At 64.2% G+C, this 22302-nt stretch carries 21 protein-coding genes and 1 other RNA gene; 9 read left to right on the top strand and 13 right to left on the bottom strand.

The window, feature by feature from the left end; genetic code table 11:
• Positions 1-135: 135 nt before the first annotated feature.
• On the bottom strand, positions 136-513 hold the full coding sequence (gene folB / locus ABQU90_RS14335; RefSeq protein WP_055847477.1) for a dihydroneopterin aldolase: 378 nt from the start codon (positions 511-513) through the stop codon (positions 136-138).
• Between the two features lie 91 nt (positions 514-604).
• Positions 605-1663, bottom strand: a complete 1059-nt coding sequence (gene tsaD, locus ABQU90_RS14330; protein ID WP_055847474.1) for a tRNA (adenosine(37)-N6)-threonylcarbamoyltransferase complex transferase subunit TsaD — start codon at positions 1661-1663, stop codon at positions 605-607.
• A 278-nt stretch (positions 1664-1941) separates the two neighbouring features.
• On the opposite strand from tsaD, the gene rpsU reads away from it, so the two are divergent.
• From rpsU to ABQU90_RS14305, 5 genes are all read left to right on the top strand, one after another.
• Positions 1942-2157: a 30S ribosomal protein S21 gene (gene rpsU / locus ABQU90_RS14325; RefSeq protein ID WP_002808376.1), complete on the top strand. Its 216-nt coding sequence runs from the start codon at positions 1942-1944 to the stop codon at positions 2155-2157.
• 251 nt (positions 2158-2408) lie between these two features.
• The gene (locus tag ABQU90_RS14320) at positions 2409-2855 is read left to right on the top strand and encodes a GatB/YqeY domain-containing protein (protein WP_055847470.1); all 447 of its coding nucleotides are present in this window, start codon (positions 2409-2411) and stop codon (positions 2853-2855) included.
• A gap of 439 nt (positions 2856-3294) precedes the next feature.
• Entirely contained in the window at positions 3295-4257 is a 963-nt protein-coding gene (locus ABQU90_RS14315) for a YihY/virulence factor BrkB family protein (protein WP_323522613.1), read from the top strand.
• An 84-nt stretch (positions 4258-4341) separates the two neighbouring features.
• Positions 4342-6090, top strand: coding sequence for a DNA primase (gene dnaG, locus ABQU90_RS14310; RefSeq protein WP_115559223.1), 1749 nt, complete (start codon positions 4342-4344; stop codon positions 6088-6090).
• The gene (locus ABQU90_RS14305; protein ID WP_323522614.1) at positions 6090-6587 is read left to right on the top strand and encodes a fused DSP-PTPase phosphatase/NAD kinase-like protein; all 498 of its coding nucleotides are present in this window, start codon (positions 6090-6092) and stop codon (positions 6585-6587) included. The genes dnaG and ABQU90_RS14305 overlap by 1 nt, the downstream gene beginning before the upstream one ends.
• A 45-nt stretch (positions 6588-6632) precedes the next feature.
• On the opposite strand, the gene ABQU90_RS14300 is transcribed toward ABQU90_RS14305, so the two are convergent.
• Positions 6633-6709: non-coding RNA, sX9 sRNA (locus ABQU90_RS14300), on the bottom strand.
• A gap of 87 nt (positions 6710-6796) precedes the next feature.
• Between ABQU90_RS14300 and ABQU90_RS14295 the strand changes: the two genes are divergently transcribed.
• Complete coding sequence (locus tag ABQU90_RS14295) at positions 6797-7843, top strand: bile acid:sodium symporter family protein (protein ID WP_323522615.1); 1047 nt, start codon at positions 6797-6799, stop codon at positions 7841-7843.
• Positions 7844-8079: 236 nt separating this feature from the next.
• Positions 8080-9660 carry a thioredoxin family protein gene (locus ABQU90_RS14290; protein ID WP_323522616.1) on the top strand — a complete coding sequence of 527 codons (1581 nt, stop codon included), beginning with the start codon at positions 8080-8082 and terminating at the stop codon, positions 9658-9660.
• Between the two features lie 66 nt (positions 9661-9726).
• On the opposite strand, the gene cyoE is transcribed toward ABQU90_RS14290, so the two are convergent.
• From cyoE to ABQU90_RS14270, 4 genes are read right to left on the bottom strand one after another with little or no spacing between them, the layout of a single operon-like run.
• The gene (cyoE, locus tag ABQU90_RS14285) at positions 9727-10623 is read right to left on the bottom strand and encodes a heme o synthase (RefSeq protein ID WP_055847455.1); all 897 of its coding nucleotides are present in this window, start codon (positions 10621-10623) and stop codon (positions 9727-9729) included.
• A gap of 2 nt (positions 10624-10625) precedes the next feature.
• Entirely contained in the window at positions 10626-11789 is a 1164-nt protein-coding gene (locus ABQU90_RS14280) for a COX15/CtaA family protein (protein WP_055847452.1), read from the bottom strand.
• A gap of 10 nt (positions 11790-11799) precedes the next feature.
• Positions 11800-12375, bottom strand: a complete 576-nt coding sequence (locus ABQU90_RS14275; protein WP_115554777.1) for a redox-active disulfide-containing membrane protein — start codon at positions 12373-12375, stop codon at positions 11800-11802.
• 27 nt (positions 12376-12402) lie between these two features.
• Positions 12403-13128 (bottom strand): SURF1 family protein, encoded by a 726-nt coding sequence (locus ABQU90_RS14270; RefSeq protein WP_323522617.1) that lies wholly within the window; start codon positions 13126-13128, stop codon positions 12403-12405.
• 60 nt (positions 13129-13188) lie between these two features.
• On the opposite strand from ABQU90_RS14270, the gene ABQU90_RS14265 reads away from it, so the two are divergent.
• On the top strand, positions 13189-13407 hold the full coding sequence (locus ABQU90_RS14265) for a twin transmembrane helix small protein (protein ID WP_323522618.1): 219 nt from the start codon (positions 13189-13191) through the stop codon (positions 13405-13407).
• Between the two features lie 89 nt (positions 13408-13496).
• Here ABQU90_RS14265 and ABQU90_RS14260 read toward each other — a convergent pair whose 3' ends face one another.
• From ABQU90_RS14260 to ABQU90_RS14235, 6 genes are read right to left on the bottom strand one after another with little or no spacing between them, the layout of a single operon-like run.
• A complete protein-coding gene (locus ABQU90_RS14260; RefSeq protein WP_039408675.1) occupies positions 13497-14372 on the bottom strand; it encodes a cytochrome c oxidase subunit 3 in 876 nt (291 codons plus the stop codon).
• A 37-nt stretch (positions 14373-14409) separates the two neighbouring features.
• Positions 14410-15006 (bottom strand): cytochrome c oxidase assembly protein, encoded by a 597-nt coding sequence (locus ABQU90_RS14255; RefSeq protein ID WP_115514114.1) that lies wholly within the window; start codon positions 15004-15006, stop codon positions 14410-14412.
• The gene (locus ABQU90_RS14250; RefSeq protein WP_003484652.1) at positions 15003-15176 is read right to left on the bottom strand and encodes a hypothetical protein; all 174 of its coding nucleotides are present in this window, start codon (positions 15174-15176) and stop codon (positions 15003-15005) included. The genes ABQU90_RS14255 and ABQU90_RS14250 overlap by 4 nt, the downstream gene beginning before the upstream one ends.
• On the bottom strand, positions 15157-16761 hold the full coding sequence (gene ctaD, locus ABQU90_RS14245; protein ID WP_046964238.1) for a cytochrome c oxidase subunit I: 1605 nt from the start codon (positions 16759-16761) through the stop codon (positions 15157-15159). Before ctaD ends, ABQU90_RS14250 begins: the two co-directional genes overlap by 20 nt.
• Positions 16762-16802: 41 nt before the next feature.
• Entirely contained in the window at positions 16803-17735 is a 933-nt protein-coding gene (gene coxB, locus ABQU90_RS14240; protein WP_323522619.1) for a cytochrome c oxidase subunit II, read from the bottom strand.
• Between the two features lie 16 nt (positions 17736-17751).
• Complete coding sequence (locus ABQU90_RS14235; protein WP_055847435.1) at positions 17752-18228, bottom strand: DUF2244 domain-containing protein; 477 nt, start codon at positions 18226-18228, stop codon at positions 17752-17754.
• A 278-nt stretch (positions 18229-18506) separates the two neighbouring features.
• Between ABQU90_RS14235 and putA the strand changes: the two genes are divergently transcribed.
• Positions 18507-21707, top strand: coding sequence for a bifunctional proline dehydrogenase/L-glutamate gamma-semialdehyde dehydrogenase PutA (putA, locus tag ABQU90_RS14230; protein WP_323522620.1), 3201 nt, complete (start codon positions 18507-18509; stop codon positions 21705-21707).
• The last annotated feature ends 595 nt before the right edge of the window (positions 21708-22302 follow it).

The raw sequence follows: 22302 nt of genomic DNA, 5'->3' as shown, positions 1-22302 counted from the left end.
GGCCGGCAATTCTAGCCTGACGCGACCGCGATGATGCAAGTTTCGGGAGCGGATATTCGGGATTGGAGACATCTAGCGCACGCTTTGCGGACGCATTGTCGCCAGGAATCGACGTCATCGCCCGCCCGCAGTCCGCTATGAGTGGTCTGTCATCTTCAGGTTCGGGCGTGCGCGCTCGATGATCACGCCAACCGCCTGCGCGCCGCGCACCGCGCCGGGCTTGCTCAGTTTCAGCCGCAGCCAGTGCACGCCAAACTCGTCCAGCACGATCGCCGCGCAGCGCTCGGCCAGCGTTTCGACCAGCCCGAAGTCGGAGGCCTGCACGAATTCGATCAGGCGCTTGCTCACCGCCTTGTAGTTCAAGGTGTCGGCAATGTCGTCGCTGGCCGCCGGAATGCGGTTGTCGAACCCCATCTCCAGATCGAACCGCAAGGTCTGCCGGATCCGCCGCTCCCAGTCGTAGATGCCGATCAGCGCATCGATGTCCAGACCTTCAATAAACACTTTATCCATGGGGAATCAGGAGTCGAGAATGGGGAATGGGGAATCGGTAGAAGCAAGAGCACGGCGCGCACGACGGACAGGGTCGGAGTAAAGCTGTTAACTATTCCCGATTCCCTAGTTCCGATTCCCGCGCCGCCAGCGGCGGCAAGCTCGCCATATCCCAGCGCGGCGTCACATGCACCTCGGCCCCGGCACGCTCGCCAGCCTCAAGGCGCAGCGCGCCGGCGAAGGCGATCATGGCACCGTTGTCGGTGCACAGGGCCGGCCGCGGGAAGCAGACCCGGCCACCCCGACGCTGCGCGGCCTCGTGCAGTTGCGCGCGCAGGCGCTTGTTGGCGCCCACCCCGCCGGCCACCACCAGCGTAGTGCAGCCGGCCGCATCCAGCGCGCGCAGGCATTTGATCGCCAGCGTCTCCACCACCGCATCTTCGAAGCCGCGCGCAATATCCGCCCGCGTGGTGTCGGATTGGTCGCTGGCGCGCCAGGCCAGCAGCACCTGGGTCTTGAGCCCGCTGAAACTGAAATCCAGGCCTGGCCGGTCAGTCATCGGCCGCGCGAACTTATAGCGTCCCGGCGTGCCGGTTTCGGCCAGCGCCGCTAGCTGCGGCCCGCCCGGATACGGCAGGCCCATCATCTTGGCGGTCTTGTCGAAGGCCTCGCCCGCCGCATCGTCCAGGGTCTCGCCCAGGACCTCGTAATGCCCGAGCGCCTTCACCGACACCAGCTGGGTGTGCCCGCCGGAGACCAGAAGCGCCACGAACGGCGGCTGCGGCGGGTCGTCTTCCATCAACGGCGCCAGCAGATGGCCTTCCATGTGATGCACGCCGATCGCCGGCACATCCAGCGCCCAGGCCAGCGAGCGCGCCACGCCGGCACCTACTAAGAGTGCGCCGACCAGGCCAGGGCCGGCGGTGTAAGCCACCCCATCCAGTTCGTCGATACGCAACCCGGCCTCGTCCAGGGTCTGGCGGATCAGCGGCAGCAGCTTGCGCACATGGTCGCGGCTGGCCAGCTCCGGCACCACGCCGCCGTATTCGGCATGCAGCGCGATCTGGCTGTAGACCGCATGGGCGCGCAGCGCCGGCACGCCGGACAAGGCGGTGTCGTAGACCGCCACGCCGGTCTCATCGCACGATGATTCGATCCCAAGGACTTTCACGGCAGCTCGGCAAGCAGAACAAGCGTCTATTTTCGCAGCTTTTGTGCTGCGCAGATGCGCCGCTGGCGATATGCTGCGCGCCCGCATCCACAGCGCCGGATCGGGCGCAAGCGCACGCTCTGGCGGGCTTCTCGACACAAATTGCGGCAGGGGCTTGCAGGTCGTTGGCAAGTCGTTATAATGCGCGGCTCGCCGGGGCAACCCGGAAATTCCGTCACGCGAGTCCGCTCGCACCCGCCCGGGGCTCCCGGACGGAAATCCCATTATCTGGAGAACCCATGCCCAGCGTTAAAGTCCGCGAGAACGAGCCCTTCGAATTTGCGCTCCGCCGTTTCAAGCGCACCTGCGAAAAGGCCGGCGTGCTGGCCGAAACCCGCAAGCGCGAGTTCTATGAAAAGCCGACCCAGGAGCGTAAGCGCAAGGCTGCCGCTGCTGTGAAGCGTCAGTTGCGTCGTTCCTCGCGCGACGTCACCAAGCGCCAGCGCTTGTACTGATCGAACGCGGTTCTTGCCGGTGGGTCTGCGCTGTAGGCGCGACTCATCGAAAGAGAACCCAAGAGCCGGCACGCGTAAGCGTCGCCGGCTTTTTGTATTGGTCCGCTGACCGGATCGAAATCCGTCATGGGCGATGCGCCGCCGGCCCCGCGCCGGGCACAGCCATCTCGCCCGCCCCATCTGTTTCGCCGGTGCGCGTTGCCAGCCGCAGCGCGTCGGCACCCCCTCACCACGTAACCAGGAGTCACCACATGCCCCTCAAGCAGCAGCTCACCGATGACATGAAGGCCGCCATGAAGTCCGGCGACAAGCACAGCCTGGGCGTGATCCGGCTGATCAACGCCGCGATCAAGCAGAAGGAAGTGGACGAGCGCATCGAGATGGACGACGCCGCAGTGATCGCCGTGCTCGACAAGATGGTCAAGCAGCGCAAGGACTCGGTCACCCAGTTCGAAGCCGCCGCACGCGAGGACCTGGCGCAAATCGAGCGCGAGGAAATCGTGGTGATCGAACGCTACCTGCCGGCCAAGATGGGCGAAGCCGAAATCGTCGCCGCCATCCAGGCCGCCATCACCGAAACAGGTGCCAGCAGCCCGGCCGACATCGGCAAGCTGATGGGCGCACTCAAGCCCAAGCTGGCCGGTCAGGCCGACATGGGCCTGGTCTCGACCCTGGTCAAGCAGCACCTGGCAGGCTGATCCACGCGTCCGCATTGCCCTGCGCCAACGGCCGGGGCACTGCGGACGTTGCGTGGTGGTGTCGGGCTGTAACGCGTCGGTGATGCATCATCGGCCAGTTTCCCCTTGCAGATGCTGGCCCCCAGTTGGGTTGCCGCAGTCCGGGCTGGCTCCCGCGCGTCACCGCCGTTGCAGGCATCGCCCGCCAAACACTGCGTACGCCGCAGCCCCAGCGCTGTCGCCAACGGCGCGACCCAGCGGCTGCATCGCATGCTGCGCCCACGCATCGCGCGCAACCCCACTCACGCAGCACCGCCACGCGCGTGCTTTCACCCCTCCTTCGAGCAGGCCCTGCTAGAACGGGTGCGCCAGCGCAGGCGTAGGCAAGGTTCTTCCGCATACCGACCTTGCTCCGACCCACCTGCGCGCACAACGGTATGCGCCAAGGATGTTCCCGCCGGTGACGACGCTTTCAACCGCCTATCTGCACAAGCATGTGAGCCGCCTGCAACGCAGCGTGCCGATGGCCCTGCTGAACCGCTTTATCGAAATCGACGTCATGACGCAGGCCGCGTCGTTGTCGTTTTACGCACTCCTGTCGCTGGCACCACTGCTGGTGCTGCTGTTGTGGCTGACGGCCTCGCTGTATCCGCCTGCGCAGGAGGCGTTGGTGCAGCAGGTTGCGCAACTGGCCGGCAGCAGCGCGGCCGAAGTCGCCCAGACCATCATCCGCAACGCCACCGCTCAGCCCGGCGTGGGTTCACTGGCGGGCTTGTGGAGCACGCTGCTGCTGTTCATCGGCGCCACTGCGGTGTTTGCGCAGTTGCAGAACGCCCTGAACCTGATTTTCCGTACCGACAAAGAGCGGCTGGACGGCCTGATGGCGTGGCTGAAAAAGCGCGTGTTCTCGTTCGGTGTGATTCTGGCGTTGGGCTTTTTGCTGATCGTGTCGATGATCGCCACCACTGCGTTGCAGGTGGTGTTTGCACGCCTGCCGTCGGTGCTGCCGGCCGTGGGCTACGTCACCACGCTGGCCCTGTATTCGTTGGCGTTCGCGTTTTTGTATCGCTATCTGCCCGACCGCACGGTCGATTGGCGTCAGGCGTTTCTGGGCGGCATCATCACCGCACTGCTGTTTGCGCTGGGCCGTTATGCCATTGGCGTGTATATCGCCACTGCGGCGCCCGGCAGCGCGTACGGCTCGATGGGCACGCTGGTGATCCTTCTGGTGTGGATGTATTACGCCTCGGTGGTGTTCTTCGTCGGTGCATTGATCACCGCGGTGATCGACGAGCGGGTGCGCTCGCATCGCAAGTTGCGCGAAGCAGGCGTGGACCCGGAGCACCCGCCGATCATGGTGCCGCCAGCCGATGCGCAGGCGGTTTCCGCAGCCCCGCAGCCGACGTCGTCGCAGCACAGCTGAGCGTGAGCTGATGCGGGCATCGCTAGCGCATACCGACGTCCTCTAAAACAAGGCGGCCGCTGGCCGCTGCGATATCCTAGCGGGATGGCCCGCATCCCCGACGCATTCATCGACGAACTGCTTGCACGCACCGACATCGTCGAAGTGGTGGGCGGCCGCGTGCCGCTCAAGCGTCAGGGCAAGGAGTATTCGGCGCGTTGCCCGTTCCACGACGAGCGCTCGGCCTCGTTCACGGTCTCGCCGACCAAACAGTTCTATCACTGCTTCGGCTGCGGCGCGCATGGCACCGCGATCAGCTTTTTGATGAATTACGACCGCCTCGAATTTCTCGATGCGGTCGACGAGCTGGCCAAGCGCGCCGGCATGGAAATTCCGCGCGATACCCAACAGCGCACACCGCAGCAGCAGGACGATAGCCGCGAGTTGTATTCGGCACTGGAAGCGGCCACCAAGTTCTTCCAGCGTCAGCTCGAAGGCAGCGCGCGCGCGGCCGAGTATCTGGATGGGCGCGGCGTGGACGCCGATAACCGCGCGCGTTTCCAGATCGGCTATGCGCCCGATGGCTACAGCGCATTGAAGGACACCCTGGGCACCGATGCGCGCCGCATGAGCGTGCTCGAACGCGCCGGGCTGTTTTCCAAAAACGACCGCGGCCATGTCTACGACAAATTCCGCGATCGGGTGATGTTCCCGATCTTTGATCGCCGTGGCCGGGTGATCGCCTTCGGCGGTCGCATCATGGGCGCGCCGGCCGATGGACGCGACCCGGGACCGAAGTACCTCAATTCGCCGGAAACCGCACTGTTCCACAAGGGCCGCGAGCTGTATGGCCTGTGGCAGGTGCGCCAGGCCAACCAGAAGATCGAGCGGCTGATCGTGGTGGAGGGCTACATGGACGTGGTCTCGCTGTTCCAGTTCGGCGTCACCCAGGCGGTGGCCACGTTGGGCACTGCCACCACGCCCGAACATGCCGAACTGCTGTTCCGCAATGCGCCGGATGTGTACTTCTGCTTCGATGGCGACAACGCCGGCCGCAAGGCTGGGTGGCGCGCGCTCGAATCGGTGCTGCCGCGCATGAAGGACGGCCGCCAGGCGTTCTTCCTGTTCCTGCCCGATGGCGAAGACCCGGACACCATCGTGCGCAAGGAAGGTGCGCAGGCCTTCGATCAGCGCCTGAAACAGGCCACACCGCTGTCGCAGTTCTTTTTCGACGAAATGTCGCGCGAGATCAATCTGCACACGCTCGATGGCAAAGCGCGCCTGGCCGAGCGTGCCAAGCCGATGCTGGCGCAGATTCCCGAAGGCGCCTTCGGCGATCTGATGAAGCAGGAACTGGCGCGCATGACCGGCGTCGGTGCGAGCATGTCCGCGCAGCAGTCCTCGTCCAAAGCGCGGCCGCCTGCGCGTATGGCGGCGCCCACGCAGAAACGCAGCCTGGTGCGTGCGTCGATCGCCATCCTGTTGCAACAACCCTCACTGGCGATGAGCCTGGAAGGCGACCACGATTTTTCCGGGTTACGCCTGCCCGGCATCGAGCTGTTGATGGAGCTGCTGGCGCTGGTGCGGCAACGGCCGGAAATCAGCACCGGCGCGCTGCTGGAACACTTCGCCGAGCGCGAGGAACTGGTTGCGCTGCAGAAGCTGGCCGCGCAGGAGCTCCCCGGCGACGAGCACAGCTGGGCGATCGAGTTGCATGACGTCGTCGCCCAACTCGACAAACAGTTACTGCGTCAGCGCGTGGAAGAACTGCAGACCAAACAGCGCGCGCAGGGCCTGGACAACACCGACAAATACGAAATGCGCGAGTTGCTGAAGGCGCTCGCAGCGTTGTGATGCTCCAGTGCCTACGCCATGCGGCCTGGTGCATTGCGCTGCTCAGCGGCGCTGCGTTGGCGCAGGCAACGCCCACAGGCACCACCCGCAATCTCATCAGTTCCGGCCAGCCCACGCAGGCACACCTGCGCGATGCCGCTGCCCAGGGCGTTACCACCGTGATCGATTTACGCGCCCCCGAGGAGCCACGCGGTTACGACGAAATCGCAGCCGCCGACGCATTGGGTCTGCGCTATGTCCGCCTACCGATCCGCAACGCCGATGCACTCACGCCAGAGGCCGCACGCGCCTTGCAGCGGGTGCTCAATCAACAACAGCAGGGCACGGTGTTACTGCATTGCGCCAGCGGCAATCGCGCCGGCGCGCTGCTGGCCCTGCTCGCCGCACGCGAAGGCGCCAACCCCGAACAGGCGCTGCAGATCGGGCGCGATGCCGGCATGCAGCCATCGCTGGAAGCGGCGGTAAGCAAGCAACTCGGCGTCGAACCGCAGCGCTGAGACCCGGCGGGGACACCGGCGGCAACAACGACTCAGGCTTAGAGCGGCTAACAACACGTAGCGAGCAGTCGTCGGGCGGATGTGGACGGCGCGCTCAGAACCGGCGTGTCCGAGTGGTACATGCCGCACCGAGCACAGGCCGCGCCCGCATGACGGCTGCGCAGTCGTTGTGTTGACCGCTATTAGGCAGCGCCCACACGCGTCGTAGAATGATCCGCTCCCCGCGCACGTTCGCGCGATACCGTCGGATCTCGATGAAGAAGCTGCTGGCGCGGTTGCGCATTGACCCTTTCACCCTCGCGCTGCTGTGCACGGTCACGCTTGCCTCGTTGTTGCCGGTCTCCGGCGCTGCCGCCGCGATCATGGACGATGTCACCGATGTGGCGATCGCTGCGCTGTTCTTCCTGCACGGAGCACGGCTGTCGCGCGAAGCGGTCAAGGCCGGCGCGCTGCATTGGCGCCTGCATCTGGTGATCCTGGCCTGCACGTTCGTGCTGTTTCCATTGCTCGGCCTGTTGTTCAAACCAGTGGCGCATATCGCACTGACGCCGGAACTGTACATCGGGGTGCTGTTCTTGTGCGCACTGCCCTCCACGGTGCAGTCGTCGATCGCCTTTACCTCGATGGCGCGCGGTAACGTGCCGGCCGCGGTGTGCGCGGCCTCGCTTTCCAGCTTGCTGGGCGTGTTTTTCACCCCGTTGCTGATGGGCGCGATGGTCGGCAGCCAGGGCGCGATGGCGCACCCGGCCGAGGCCATCGGCAAGATCCTGCTGCAACTGCTGGTGCCGTTTTTGGCTGGCCATTTCATGCGCCCGTGGATCGGCGGCTGGGTCGAGCGCCATCGCGCAGTGCTGCGCTACACCGATCAGGGCACGATCCTGCTGGTGGTCTACACCGCCTTCAGCGCATCGGTGAACGAAGGACTGTGGCAGAAGACCCCACTGCCGGCATTGCTCGCGGTGCTGGGCGCTGCGGCGCTGTTGCTGGCAGTGGCCATGCTGTCGATCACCTTCCTTGCGCGCCGGCTTGGCTTCAACCGCGCCGACGAAATCGCCATTGTGTTTTGCGGCTCGAAAAAGAGCCTGGCCACCGGTGTGCCGATGGCCAAGGTGATGTTTGCCGGTGGCGGCCTGGGTGCGATCGTGTTGCCGATCATGCTGTATCACCAGTTGCAGCTGATCGTGTGCGCGTTCGTGGCCGCGCGTTACGCGCTTAACGCGCCGGGCGATCCGCCGCCGGCCACCGGCCGCCACTGAAGCGGGAACCCCGGCGATCAGGCGGCGCCGATGCGACCGCCTGCGCTCGCACGATGGGCCGTGCGCTGGCCGTCGAACGTACCCAGACCGGTGCGTTGCGCGTAACAACAATTCGCATCGGATGCCGTTGCCGGCGTGTGTGCAGAGATACAACGGTCATGACCTCCATCGGCGCGGGCGCAGCCCCGCTCGCCAGAGTCGCTGATCTATCCCCTGCCGCCTCCCCTGGTGATCCCATGAAGCTGTCCCGCCGACGCCCTTCCCCGTCCTTGATCGCACTGCTTGCGGTGCTTGCGACCCTGACCGCCTGCAACAAGCCCGCGCCACCGTCGGCACCCGCACACATCACACCCGCCGCCGCACCTGCCGCAGACACCGGGATCGCCTGGCACGAAGGCGATGTCGAAGACGCGTTTGCCGAAGCCAAGGAAAGCGGCAAGCCGATCCTGCTGTACTGGGGCGCGGCCTGGTGCCCACCGTGCAACCAGTTGAAGGCCACCTTGTTCAAGGATCCGGCGTTCATCGCGCGCACGCGGCAGTTCGTCGCGGTGCACCTGGATGGCGACTCGCAGGGCGCGCAGGCCTGGGGCGAGCAATTCGGCATCAAGGGCTACCCCACCATCATCGTGCTACGCGCGGACCGCAGCGAAATCACCCGTCTGGCCGGCGATAGCGACAACGCCCGTCTTGCCGATGTGCTGCGGGTGGCGGCCACCAGCACCACCACCGTCAAACAGCTGTTGGACAAGGCGCAGCGCGCACCGCAGGAACTCAGCGCGGACGATTGGGCCGTGCTCAGCAACTATGCCTGGGGCATGGACGACCGGCTGATCAAGGCCGATGACGCCGCCGGGTTGCTCGCACGCCTGTCCAAGGCCGCCCCGCAACCGGCACTGCAACACCGGTTTGCGCTCTCGGCGCTGGCCGCAGCAGAAAAGCCCCCCGCGCCAGACCCGGCTTATCGCACCCTGTTGGAAGCGGTCCTGGCCGATCCGGCCGAACTGCGCGCGAACCTCGGCACGCTGAGCTACGTCGCCGCGCGTCTGGTCGGTGCGGCCAGCACCGACGCCGACGAACGTGCCGCCCTGTCGACCAAGCTCGATCTGGCATTGGACACCGTCTATGCCGATACCAGCGTGTCGATCAGCGACCGCTTGGGCACTGCGTACGCGAAGATGCAACTTGCACGCCTTGCACAAGGGCAGCCGACCGAGACCGAGCCGAAGGGACCACAACCGCCGTTGCCGGCAGCGGTGGTCGCTGCCGTGCACCAGCGCGTGCAAACGGCAGTAGACGCGGCCAAGACCACCGAGGAACGGCAATCCATCATCAGCGGCGCGGCTTCGTTGTTGAGCGGGGTAGGCGACAGCAGCGCCGCCGAGCAATTGCTGCTGGCCGAACTGGGACGCAGCAAGACCCCGTACTACTACATGGCGGAACTCTCCCAGCTCGCCGAAGAACGCGGCGATCGCAAGACCGCGGCGTCCTGGCTCAAGAAGGGCTATGAAACTGCCGACGGCCCCGCGACCCGCATGCAGTGGGGCGTGATGTATGTGGACGGACTGATCCGGCTTAGCCCCGACGACACCGCCGGCATTGAAGCAGCCGCCACCCAGGTGATCGGCGAGCTGGCCGCACAGTCCGATGGCTACCGTCAGCGCACCCGTCAGCGCTTCGACCGGCTGGGCGCCTCATTGAAAACCTGGAGCAAGCAGCATCACCAGGAAGGCAACGCGGTGCTGGCACGACTCCGGCAGAAAATGCAGGCCAGCTGCGACAGCAAGAACACCAGCGCGTGCAGTAGCTGGCTAAGCTGAGCCTGCACAACCCGGCAGGCATCTGCGCAGCGGCAATCGGGCTGCCTCAGATGTCTGCCGCGGTTCTCACCGCACCCACGGTAACAGCAGGTGATCCACCATCAGGAACGCGAACAACGCCATCAGATACACGATGGAATAGCCGAACATCTTCATCGAAAATAGTTCGTCCGGCGGGTCCAGCATGCGCCACGCATACCAGAGGAATACCGCGTTGAGCACCACCGCGCCGCCGAGATAAAACACCCCACTCATGCCCACTGCCACCGGCAGCAACGTCACGATCGCCAACACGATCGTGTAGATGAGGATCTGCTTGCGCGTGTGCGGCACACCGTGGGTCACCGGCAACATCGGGATCGCCGCCTTGGCGTAATCGGCACGCCGGAAAATCGCCAGCGCCCAGAAGTGCGGCGGCGTCCAGATGAAGATGATCAGCACCAGGATCGAAGCATTGATCCAGTCGGCCGTGGTCGGCAGCCCGGTGACCGCCGCCCAGCCCAGCATCGGCGGCGTGGCGCCGGCCAGCCCGCCGATCACGATGTTCTGCGAGGTCGCCCGTTTCAAGTAAACGGTGTAGATCACCGCATAGCCGATCATCGAGGCGAAGGTCAGCACCGCGGTGATGACGTTCACCCAGACCACCAACATGGTCATGGAGATCACGATCAGTACGCTGGCAAAGACCATCACCTGCCACGGCCGCACCTTGCCCACCACCAACGGACGCCAGGACGTACGCGCCATCTGCGCGTCGATCTTGGCATCGAGTAATTGATTGATTGCTGCCGCCGCCGAGGCGGCCAGCCAGATCCCCACAAACCCCAACGTGCCCGCACGCACCTGTGCCCAGGTCGGTACGCCGGGAATGGCCAGGAACATGCCCACCAGCGCGGTGAACACGATCAGTGCCACCACCTTTGGTTTGGTCAGATCCCAGTAATCGCGTGCACTGACAGCCATGCTCATTCCGGCGCGCGCAGCCGCGCCAATAGCGACACCAGCACGAACAGCAATGCCACCGCGCCACCGTTATGCAGCACCGACACTTCCAGCGGCAAGGCCAGCTTGACGTTGAGCATGCCCAGCGTCACCTGCACCGCCACCAGCACCGCCAGCGCCGTCGCCCACACGCGCATCCCCGGCGAACGCGACAAGCGCCACGCCAGCCACCACAGATACAGGGCGGTCGCGATCGCCCACAAGCGATGCGCCATCTGGATGGCGATACGCGCCGCACCATCGAGCACGCCGCCTTCGTAATCCACACCGATCCCGCGCCACAGCGTGAAGCCTTCGCGGAAATCATGCGTCGGCCACCACTGGCTGACGCAACGCGGGAAGTTGTCCGCAGACCAGCTACCGCCGCCGCAGGCCAGCGCCGCATAGTTGGAGCTGACCCAGCCGCCCAGCGCGATCTGCAGGCCCAGCACCGCCACGCCCAGACGCAGCAGCCACTTCAGCCGCGAGGCGTCGGCCAGCGTGATCGGCAAATGGGTCGCTCGCCACGCCATCCAGACCAGCAGCGAAAACATCAGCATGCCGCCGAGCAGATGGCCCATCACCACGATGGGCTTGAGCAGCAGCGTCACCGTCCACATGCCCAAAAGCGCCTGGAAGATCACCACCGCCAGCGTCAGCACGCCGGCACGTGCCAGATCGATATTGCTCCAGCGCAGCGCCGCCAGCAGCAGGATCGCCTCGCCCGCGGCTGCCACACCCATCGCCAGCGTGTGCCAGCCGGACATGTACAAGGGGATCGAGAGCGCCACCAGCGCCGCTGCCGACACGACCTGCGCAATTCCCATGCGGCGGCGACGCGCGGCCAGCAGCGCCAGTACCAACACTTCCACGCCCAGCGCGCCGGCCAGGAAGCGGTGCACCTGCTCGCGCCAGGCCTTGTGCGATTCCAGCGGGCGAATCTTGCTGGCCACGTGCGTGTTGGCTTCGTCGGCAGTCTGCGGCCAGGTGACGCGGCCATAGCAGGTCGGCCAGTCCGGACAGCTCATGCCGGCATCGGACAGGCGCACGAACGAGCCGAACAAAATCGTGCTCGCAGTGAACAGCGCCGCAAGCCAGGCCATGCGGTGGAAGTGGCGGAACAATGCCGGTGGCGCAAACAGATTCATCGATACGGGCTCACATCAATTTCAGCAGCTTGACCAGATCCGCACGCAAGCCGGCCGGGTCGAAACCCGGGGCATAGCGCAGGATCACGAAGCCGTTGGGGTCGATCACATACACCGGCACGCCGGCCGCATCGTTGCCACGCGGCAGTGCGCGCCGCAGCGAGGCATCGTCACGCAGGACGCGCAAGGCCGGCATCGGCGGCAGACCGGCGGGCGGCGTGCCGATCCACAGCACCTCCACCTTGTCCGCGCGATGCCCAAGCAGCTGCCAGACCTTGTCCAGTTCCGCGGCCAATGCCACGCATTGCTGCGCACAGTCTGCCGGTGGGGCGAGCGCGATCCGCCAGATGCGCTCGCCAGGTGCCCACGCGTACGGTTTCCCGTCCGCGCGCACCGGCACCAGCGCACGCAGGTCGGCGGGCGGATTGAGCAATTGTCCGTTGTTGCGCATCGACGCCGGCTGCCAACCGGAGAAGCGCAGCACGCCGGCCAGCAACATCGAGCCGAAGAACAGCACTGCCAGGGCAATCAGCATCCTGCGGCCGCGTTTGACCGAGTGCGGCGTGGCCGATGTAGGAGAGGTCATGCCGGCGATTTTCTCATGCCGCGCGGGTCAGTGCCCGCGCCGCCGACGGCGCCGCGCACGCCAGGTCAGCAGCGTTGCAGTGGCCAGCACCGCCGCTGCAAGACCGAACCATTGCACCGCGTAACCCAAGTGCCGCGCGGGTGGCAACGTGTTCGGAAGCATCTCCAGATCGCGCTCGTAACCGACCGGCACCACTGGATCCAGGCGCAATACCTGCGACGAAATGTCGCGCCTTCCCAGCGTGCTGCGCACCGCCTGCACATCCAGCCGTGTCGCCAGCCAGGTATTGGACGTGGCGGTGGGCGCCAGTGCCGGCCCGATTGCCAGACCGGATGACGGCGGCGCGCTCAACAGCCCCTGCAGGTCGCGCGTACCTTCCAGTGCAGTGATGCTCGGCAGTTGCCGATTCGCCGGCAGCGGCAACCAGCCCAGGTCGACCAGCAACGTATGCGATGTGCCTTGCGCCGCGGCGAGCTGGTAGACGCGCACACCGGCACGTCCGGCATGCAATTGATTGTCCAGCAGCACCTGCTGCGGCAAGAACCCTACGCGTCCGCTCACCCACGCCAACTCCTGCCGCGCGGCCACTGCCTGCACCAGGGTCAACGGTGTCTCGCGCACATGCGCGGCGCGTTCCAACAACGCTTGCTTGCTGTGCATGCGCTGCAATTGCCACTGCCCGAGCGCAACAAATCCCGCGCTGACCAGCACGGCCAGCGCCCAACCCAACACCGCCGTGTGCTTGCGCGTCATGACAAGCGACGCAAAAAAGCGTGCAATGCCCGGACCACGTCGACGACCACCGGGGCTGTTGTGAACGATTCGCTCAAGACGCTGCTGATTGTCGCCTTCCTGATCGTGATCCTGTGGAACCTGGGTGCCGGTCTCTACTACCTGCTCACCGACCGCGGCCAGACCAAACGCACCGTCAACGCACTGACCTGGCGCATTGGATTGTCAGTCGCATTGATCGTCATCGTGATCATCGGCATCTACACCGGCTGGATCAAGCCGCATGCCATCGGACGCTGACGCGGCCGGGAATGGAAAATCGGGAGTAGGGAATCGTAGAAGCAAAAGCAAGCTCGCTCTGGCGATTCCCGATTCCCGATTCCCGATTCTCAAAGCACATACACGAACAGGAACAGCGCTAGCCACACCACGTCGACGAAGTGCCAGTACCATGCGGCCGCTTCAAAGGCGAAGTGGTTGTCGCGGCTGAAGTGGCCCTTGGCCGCGCGTAGCCACATCACCGCCAGCATGATCGTGCCTAGCAGCACATGCATGCCGTGGAAGCCGGTGAGCATAAAGAACGTGGAGCCGTAAATTCCCGAGCCCAGCGTGAGATTGAGTTCGGTGTAGGCGTGGATGTATTCCTCCGCCTGCAGGAACAAAAACACGCAACCCAGCAGCACCGTCAACCCCAACCACAGCAGCAGCGCACCGCGCCGGCCGCCTTTCAGTGCGTGATGCGCAATGGTCAGCGTCACACCGGAGCTGAGCAGGATCAGCGTATTGATCAGCGGCAATCCCCAGGCCGGAATGGTCTGGAATTGCCCGCCGATCGTGCCCGGACCATTGGTCGGCCAGGCAGCGGAATAGCCGTTCCACAGCAGTTCGTTGGTCATCACGCCATCGCCTTCGCCGCCCAGCCAGGGCAGCGTCAGCACGCGCGTGTAGAACAAGGCGCCGAAGAAGGCGCCAAAGAACATCACCTCGGAAAAAATGAACCACACCATCCCCATGCGGAACGAGCCGTCCACCTGGCGGTTGTAGTTGCCGGCGTTGGACTCGCGGATGACATCGCCAAACCACATGAACAAGGTCGCCAGCAACATCGCCATGCCGGCGAAGAATGTCCAGCGCCCCCAGGCCGCATCGTTGAGCCAACTGGCCACGCCAATCATCATCACGAACATCGCAATCGACCCGACAAAGGGCCATTTACTCTGCGTCGGGACGAAATACGCATCGGCGTTGGGACTGTGATCGGCCATGGCGTTGCTTCCGTGTCGTGGTACGGGTGGATGAAGGTTACGGCGCCGCGCGCGGCGTGCCGGACACGGCACCGCCCTGCAGTTCCGAGGTCAGCGCGTCGTTGCGATAGAACGTGTAGGACAAGGTGATCGTGGTGACTTCCGCAGGCAACGCAGGGTCCACGATGAAACGCAGCGGCATGTCGCGCGTCTCCCCAGCCTGCAGTGTCTGCGCGGTGAAACAGAAACATTCGGTCTTGTTGAAGTAGCCCGACGCACGCGCCGGCGCAACCGACGGCACTGCGCTACCCACCACCGCCCGCTTGCTGTCGTTGCGCGCGAAATACAGTGCCTCGTTGAGCTCCCCCGGCACCACGTCCATCGTCATTTGCTCGGGATGGAACGTCCAGGGCAGTTTGGAATTGACCCCGGCATCGAACTCCACCCGCACCGTGCGTTTGCCAGCGCCCACCGCATTGGACGCACCCTCGCGGGTGCTACCCGGTGCACGCTCCATGCGAATGCCGAAGACTTTTTCGCACGCGATGCGGTACAGCGGCACCAGCGAAAAGGTCAGCACGAAGACGCCTAGCACCACGCCCAGCAGTTTGAACAAGCCGGCGGTCGGCGCATGCGTGGGCGCGCGCGCAGTCATCGGCCGATGACGCCCGAGGCAATGAAGCCGGCATAGATCAGCAACGCAATGATCCCCACCGTGATTGCCGTGCGGCGCACCGCGCGGCGCTGCTGCGCCTGCCGCTCGGCAGCGGAAAGTAGACGCGTCACCGCCGGCTCCGACGCCGATTCAGTGGCCGATGTCTTCATGCGCAAGATCTCCAGGCTTGATGACCGGCGGCACGGTGAAGGTATGTGCAGGCGCCGGCGAAGGCACCGTCCACTCCAGACCCTTTGCACCTTCCCAGGCGCGCGCATCGGCGCGGGCACCGCTGCGTAGCGACGCAAGCAGAATGGCAGCCATCAGGAACGGCGTAGCAAACATGCCGAACGCACCGATCGAACTGACCAGATTCCAGTCGGCAAACACCACGTTGTAGTCGGGGATGCGCCGCGGCATGCCGGCCAGGCCGAGGAAGTGCTGCGGGAAGAACAACAGGTTGACGAAGATCATCGTCCACCAGAAATGGAACTTGGCCCAGGCCTCGTTGTACATGCGCCCGGTCCACTTCGGCCACCAGTAGTACACCGCTGCAATCAAGGCAAACACCGCGCCGGTGACCAACACGTAATGGAAATGCGCCACCACAAAATACGTATCGTGATACTGGAAGTCTGCCGGCACGATCGCCAGCATCAGGCCGGAAAAACCACCGATGCTGAAGAGGATCACAAACGCCACCGCCCACAGCATCGGCGATTCGAACGTCAGCGAGCCTTTCCACATCGTGCTGACCCAGTTGAACACCTTCACCCCGGTCGGGATGGAGATCAACATCGTGGCGAACATGAAATAGATCTCACCACCGAGCGGCATGCCCACGGTGAACATGTGGTGCGCCCACACAATGAAGCTCAAAAACGCGATCGCGGCGATCGCATAGACCATCGCCTGATAGCCGAACAGCGGCTTGCGGCTGAAGGTGGGGATGATTTCGCTGACCACGCCGAACGCCGGCAGGATCATGATGTACACCTCCGGGTGCCCGAAGAACCAGAAGATGTGCTGGTACATCACCGGGTCGCCGCCGCCGGCCGCGTTGAAGAAGCTGGTGCCGAAGAACTTGTCGGTCAGCAACATCGTGACCGCACCGGCCAACACCGGCATGACCGCGATCAGCAGGAACGCGGTGATCAGCCAGGCCCAGCAGAAAATCGGCATCTTGAGCAGATCGATGCCCGGCGCACGCATGTTGAGCACGGTGGCGATGATGTTGATCGCCCCCATGATCGAGCTGACGCCAGCCACGTGGATCGCGAACACGCTGAAGGCCACGTTGTAGCCACCCTGCAGCGACAGCGGTGGATACAGCGTCCAGCCGCCGGCTGGTGCACCACCGGGCAGGAACAACGTCAACAACAACAAGGTAAAGGCGACCGGCAGCAACCAGAACGACCAGTTGTTCATGCGCGGCAATGCCATGTCCGGCGCGCCGATCTGCAACGGAATCATCCAGTTCGCCAGACCGACGAAGGCCGGCATCACCCCACCGAAGATCATCACCAGTGCATGCACGGTGGTCATCTGGTTAAAGAATTCGGGCTTGACGAACTGCAGGCCGGGCTGCATGAGTTCGGCGCGGATCACCACGCTCATCGCCGCGCCGATGATGAACATCACGAAGGAGAACAGCAGGTACAGCGTGCCGATATCCTTGTGATTGGTCGAAAAGAACCAGCGCTCGACGAAGCCGGGCTGATGGTGTCCGTGGTGATCGACTGCGGTATGCGCCATGACGGAACGACCTCTGTGAAGCGGTGCGGTTGCGAGCGGTATTAGAGAGCGGCGGTCGGTGCGGCAGCTTGTGCTGCCGGTGCCGCCGCGGGTGCAGCCTCACCGGTAGGTGCTGTCGCTGGTGCTGCGGGCGTGGGCGCTGCAGGTGTGGCGCTGCGACGCGATGCCAGCCAACGCTGGAACTCGGCCTTGGGCAGCGCTTCGACCACGATCGGCATGAAGCCATGATCCTTGCCGCACAACTCCGCGCACTGGCCGCGATACACGCCCGGCTGCTCGATATTGGTCCACGCCTCGTTGACGATGCCCGGGATGGCGTCCTGCTTCCAACCCAGTGCAGGCACCCACCACGCATGGATCACGTCGTCGGCGGTGATCACGAAGCGGATCTTGGTATTGACCGGCAGCACCAGGCGATTATCGACATCGAGCAGATAATGCGGTTGCGACGCTGCGGTAGGGCGTTCGCCGCTCTGCCGGATGCGGTCCGATTCGCGCGCCAGACGGCTGGTGAATTCCACGCCCTGGCCCAGATACTCGTACTTCCACATCCACTGATAGCCGGTGACCTTGACGGTCATTTCCGACTCGCGAGTGTCATACATCGCAATCAGTTTGGCCGTTGCCGGCCACGCCATCGCAATCAGCACCAACACCGGAATCACCGTCCACAGCACCTCTGCCCGCGTGTTGTGGCTGAACTGTGCAGCCACCGCGCCCTTGGACTTGCGGAACTTGAACATCGCATAGCCCATCGCCCCGAACACCAGGACGCCGATCACCACGCACACCCACAGCGCCACCATATGCGCCTCGTAGGCCATGCGTGCGGTCTGCGTCACCCCGCGGCCCATATTGAGCTGCCATTCCTTGGGATCGGCCGATTGCGCCCAGGCGCCCGGTGCGCCGACCAGCGCTGCCATCGCCAGGCCCAACCTTGTGTACGTCGACTTCCAGCTGCTGCGTTGCGTCATTGCCTAGACCCTTACGTCATCGGTGACGGCCATTGGCGGCCGCGAGCAAGCGTTTCAGGGTATCTGCCAGTTCCACACGTTCGGCCGGCCCGAGAAAACTTCCGATCTCGATCTGCCTGCCGCTGCTCACCAACAGCACCCTGTCGTCGCGTTCCATGCATAACCGCACCCAGTGCGGATGTGCCTGAAACGCTGGTGGCGCATGCCCGGACGGAAACACCTCAACTGCAGTCTCCCCTACCCGGATCGCTTCTTCGCGCTCGCCACTTCGCCACAATTGCCGTAGCGCCAGCGCCACCATTCCACTGTGCAACAGGGCGAATACCGGCGCGAATACATTACCGGTCCACCACCCCAGGCCCGCAAAGACCCACATCGTTCCGGACAGAACTGCGAACAACAGCACGAATTGCCTGGCCGACAGCGCCCGCGGAGGTCGCAACCGCAATTGCGTCCCAACCCCTTCGGACATCAACGGCAGCACTTCGATCATTGGCAACACGCAGCGGACTGCGGGAACAGCCCGATGGTAGACCCGCGCGAACGCATGCGGCAAGCGTTTCCGCCGATCAGCAAATTGCTGCAGTGCAGCTAAAAATGCGCATAAATCAAATACTTCATCCAAACAGCGGACGGCACAGGCCCGTGAGCGGGTCCACCATCACATCCCTGGGCGACCTGCACAAAACGGCGGGAAAGCTGCCGCTTCCACACAAGTGTGCGGGTGCTCCTGCTCTCTAGAATGCGCAAGGATTCCCAGGCACCTTTCGCATGAACGCTCAGCTCGACTCGCTTGCCTCCACCGCCGCCGCGCACCCGCTGCTCGCGCCCGAGTTACCGGCCGCGCCCGGCGCATTGCGCGCTGCCATCACCGCTGCCTGGCTCAAGGACGAAGCCGAGCACGTGCACGAACTACTCGACCAGGCGCGCTTGCCGGCCGCAGAGCAGGCCAAGGTGCAGGCACTCGCCGCCGATCTGGTCACCCGGGTGCGTGCACGCGCACAGGATCAGGGCGCGATCGAAGCCTTCATGCGCCAGTACGATCTGGGCAGCGAGGAAGGCGTGCTGCTGATGTGCGTGGCCGAGGCACTGCTGCGCATTCCCGACCAGGACACCGCAGACAAGCTGATCCGCGACAAGCTCGGCGATGCGGACTGGAAAAAGCACATGGGCGGCAGCGACTCGGTGCTGGTCAACGCATCGACCTGGGGCTTGATGCTCACCGGCAGGCTGGTGCAGCTCAACGACCTTACCCGCGCCGATGTACCCAGTGCCTTCAAGCGCCTGATCGGCCGCGTCGGCGAGCCGGTGATTCGTCTGGCCGTGCGGCAGGCGATGAAGATCATGGGCCACCAGTTCGTCATGGGACGCACGATCGGCGAGGCGTTGTCGCGTTCGCGCAAGGGCGACAACGCCGATTACCGCTATTCGTTCGACATGCTCGGCGAAGGCGCATTGACCATGAAGGATGCGCAGCGCTATTTGCAGGCGTATCGCGATGCCATCCATGCGATCGGCCGTAGCGGCAGTTTCGTCGGCACCGATGTGTTCGCCGCGCCCAGCATTTCGATCAAGCTCTCTGCGTTGTATCCGCGCTACGAGCATGCCAAGCGCGCACGCGTGATGGCCGAACTTGTGCCCGGCGTGCTGGAACTCGCGCAGTTGGCCAAGTCGTATGGCATCGGCTACACCGTCGATGCCGAAGAGGCCGATCGCCTGGAGCTGTCGCTGGACATCATAGAGGCCACCTTTTCCGACCCGTCGCTGGATGGCTGGGAAGGCTATGGCCTGGCGGTGCAGGCGTATCAGAAGCGCACGCCCTATACGATCGACTTCCTGGCCGACCTGGCGCGGCGCGTTGGCCGACGCATTCCGGTGCGTCTGGTCAAGGGCGCCTATTGGGATGCGGAGATCAAGCGTGCGCAGATCGAAGGCCACCCCGGCTACCCGGTGTTTACGCGCAAGCAGAACACCGATGTGTCTTACCTGGCCTGCGCACGTCGCATGTTTGCGCACAGCGATGCGCTGTATCCGATGTTCGCCACCCACAACGCGCAGACCATCGCTGCGGTACGTGCGATTTCAGCGGGTAAGACGTATGAGCATCAGAAACTGCACGGCATGGGCGATGACCTGTATGCCGAGGTGATTCCTGCCGATCGTCTGGGGCTGCCGTGTCGTGTGTATGCACCAGTTGGATCGCATGAAGATCTGCTGCCCTACCTGGTGCGTCGTCTGCTCGAAAACGGCGCCAACTCCAGCTTCGTCAATCGCATTACCGATGAGGACGTCGCCATCGAAGACCTGATCCGCGATCCAGTCGAGGCGGTGTCGTCGTTTGTCTCCATCCCGCACCCCAAGATCCCGCTGCCGACCGATCTGTTGCGCAGCCAGAACCAGAACAGGAAGAACTCCATGGGCGCCAATCTCGCCAACGACAACGATCTGCGGCAGCTGGCCGAGCAACTCAACGCCGCCGTCAAACCGTGGAAGGCAGCTCCGCTGGTACCGGGCGCGGTGATCAGTACCCAGAGCGAAGCAGTGCTGAACCCGGCCGATCGCCGCGAGACGGTGGGACACTGGCAACCGGCCGACCCTGCAACCGTGCAGAAGGCGCTGGCGTCAGCCGCTGCAGCCCAACCGGGCTGGAACCGCACCCCGGCGGCAAGCCGCGCCACCATCCTGGAACACGCCGCCGACTTGCTCGAGGCGCGCATGCCCGAGTTCATGGCGATTTGCGTCAAGGAAGCGGGCAAGACGCTGCCCGATGCCGTGGCCGAAGTCCGCGAGGCAGTCGACTTCCTGCGCTATTACGCTGGTCAGGCGCGCGCTCAGTTCGGCGCACCCGAGCGCCTGCCCGGACCGACCGGCGAGTCCAATGAACTGCAATTGCACGGTCGCGGCGTGTTCGTCTGCATCAGCCCCTGGAATTTCCCGCTCGCGATTTTCCTGGGCCAGGTCGCCGCCGCGCTCGCTGCCGGTAACAGCGTGATCGCCAAACCCGCCGAGCAGACCAATCTGATCGGCTATGCGGCATTGAAGCTGCTGCACGAAGCCGGCGTACCGGAAGCCGCCGTGCAATTCCTGCCTGGTGACGGCGCCACCGTGGGTGCTGCACTGACCAACGATCCGCGCGTGGCGGGCGTGGCGTTCACCGGTTCCACCGAAACCGCGCGCATCATCAATCGCACTCTGGCCGCGCGCGATGCCGCTATCGGCGTGCTGATCGCCGAGACCGGTGGCCAAAACGCCTTTATCGCCGACTCGTCATCGCTGCCCGAGGCCGTGGTGAAGGATGCAATTTCCAGCGCCTTCATCTCCGCCGGGCAACGCTGCTCGGCGGCGCGCGTGTTGTTCGTCCAGGACGACATCGCCGACAAGGTCATGACCATGCTCGCCGGTGCCATGGGCGAGCTGAAGATCGGCGACCCTGGCTTGCTTTCGACCGACGTTGGCCCGGTAATCGATGCAGATGCGCTCAAGATCCTCGACGATCACGCAGCTCGTATGGACCGCGAAGCCCGCCTCATCGGAACCACCAAGCTGGAGGACGTCACCGCGCACGGCAGCTTCTTTGCCCCGCGTGCCTATGAACTGACGTCGCTCACCCAGTTGCAACGCGAGGTTTTCGGTCCCGTTCTGCATGTGATCCGCTGGAAAGCCGACCAGCTCGATACCGTTATCGACCAGATCAACGCCACTGGCTATGGCCTGACCTTGGGCGTGCATTCGCGCATCGACGACACCATCGAGCGCATTACATCGCGCGTCGCCGTCGGCAACGTCTACGTCAACCGTAATCAGATTGGCGCCGTCGTCGGTGTCCAGCCCTTCGGCGGCCAAGGCCTTTCCGGCACCGGCCCAAAAGCCGGCGGCCCGCACTATCTGCTGCGCTTCGCCACGGAGAAGGTTGTCACCGTCAACACCACCGCAGCAGGCGGCAACGCCTCGCTGCTGACACTGGGTGATTGAAGAAGGGCTGGTTGATCCACAGCCAGGCAAGAAAAACCCCGCGAGAGCGGGGTTTTTTATGCCTGGGATAGAAACAGGTCAATCAAGTGCCGCCGATTCACGTATGAAGCGGCCAGCAAGCCAGGCGCCTTGGGTCGCCAATCGAGGTTGGCGTCGTGGAATGCATCGGGTCATCCGGTCACTGCAGCCTGGTTTCGCGTCATCGTTCGGCAAGCCCTTGTTTAAAAATCCCTTTAGCCGGAGAAATGCCGGCAGCAGCCTCACCTCTGTCGGAATTCGACCCAATACAGCGAGGTTGATCAATAAAGCTCGATCGATGATCGTACGTCTGCCTCAATGCCTCAGTGTCAGTGTCAGTGCCAGTGCCAGTGCCAGTGCCAGTGTCACACGCTATGCCGAGCTCACTCGCCGGCATGTTGGCAGCGGCAGCGTCACCTTCCGCTGGCATGAGTCGCCCCTTGCAGCGAGGGCAATGCCTCACGGGCGGCACCTCTCTATTTGCAGGTCGCGTACGGCTAGAGGTCGGCATGCAGAAAAGCAATCGAGCGGCAATCAGTAAGCCACCAGATAGCGGTCTCCAGGAGCACAGGCGAGG

Origin of the sequence: Xanthomonas sp. WHRI 10207 (assembly GCF_040202975.1) — a bacterium.
In the GTDB taxonomy this organism is placed as follows: Bacteria; Pseudomonadota; Gammaproteobacteria; order Xanthomonadales; family Xanthomonadaceae; genus Xanthomonas.
Note: the sequence above shows the minus strand (reverse complement) of the source record. Positions and strands in the feature narration are given on the sequence as shown.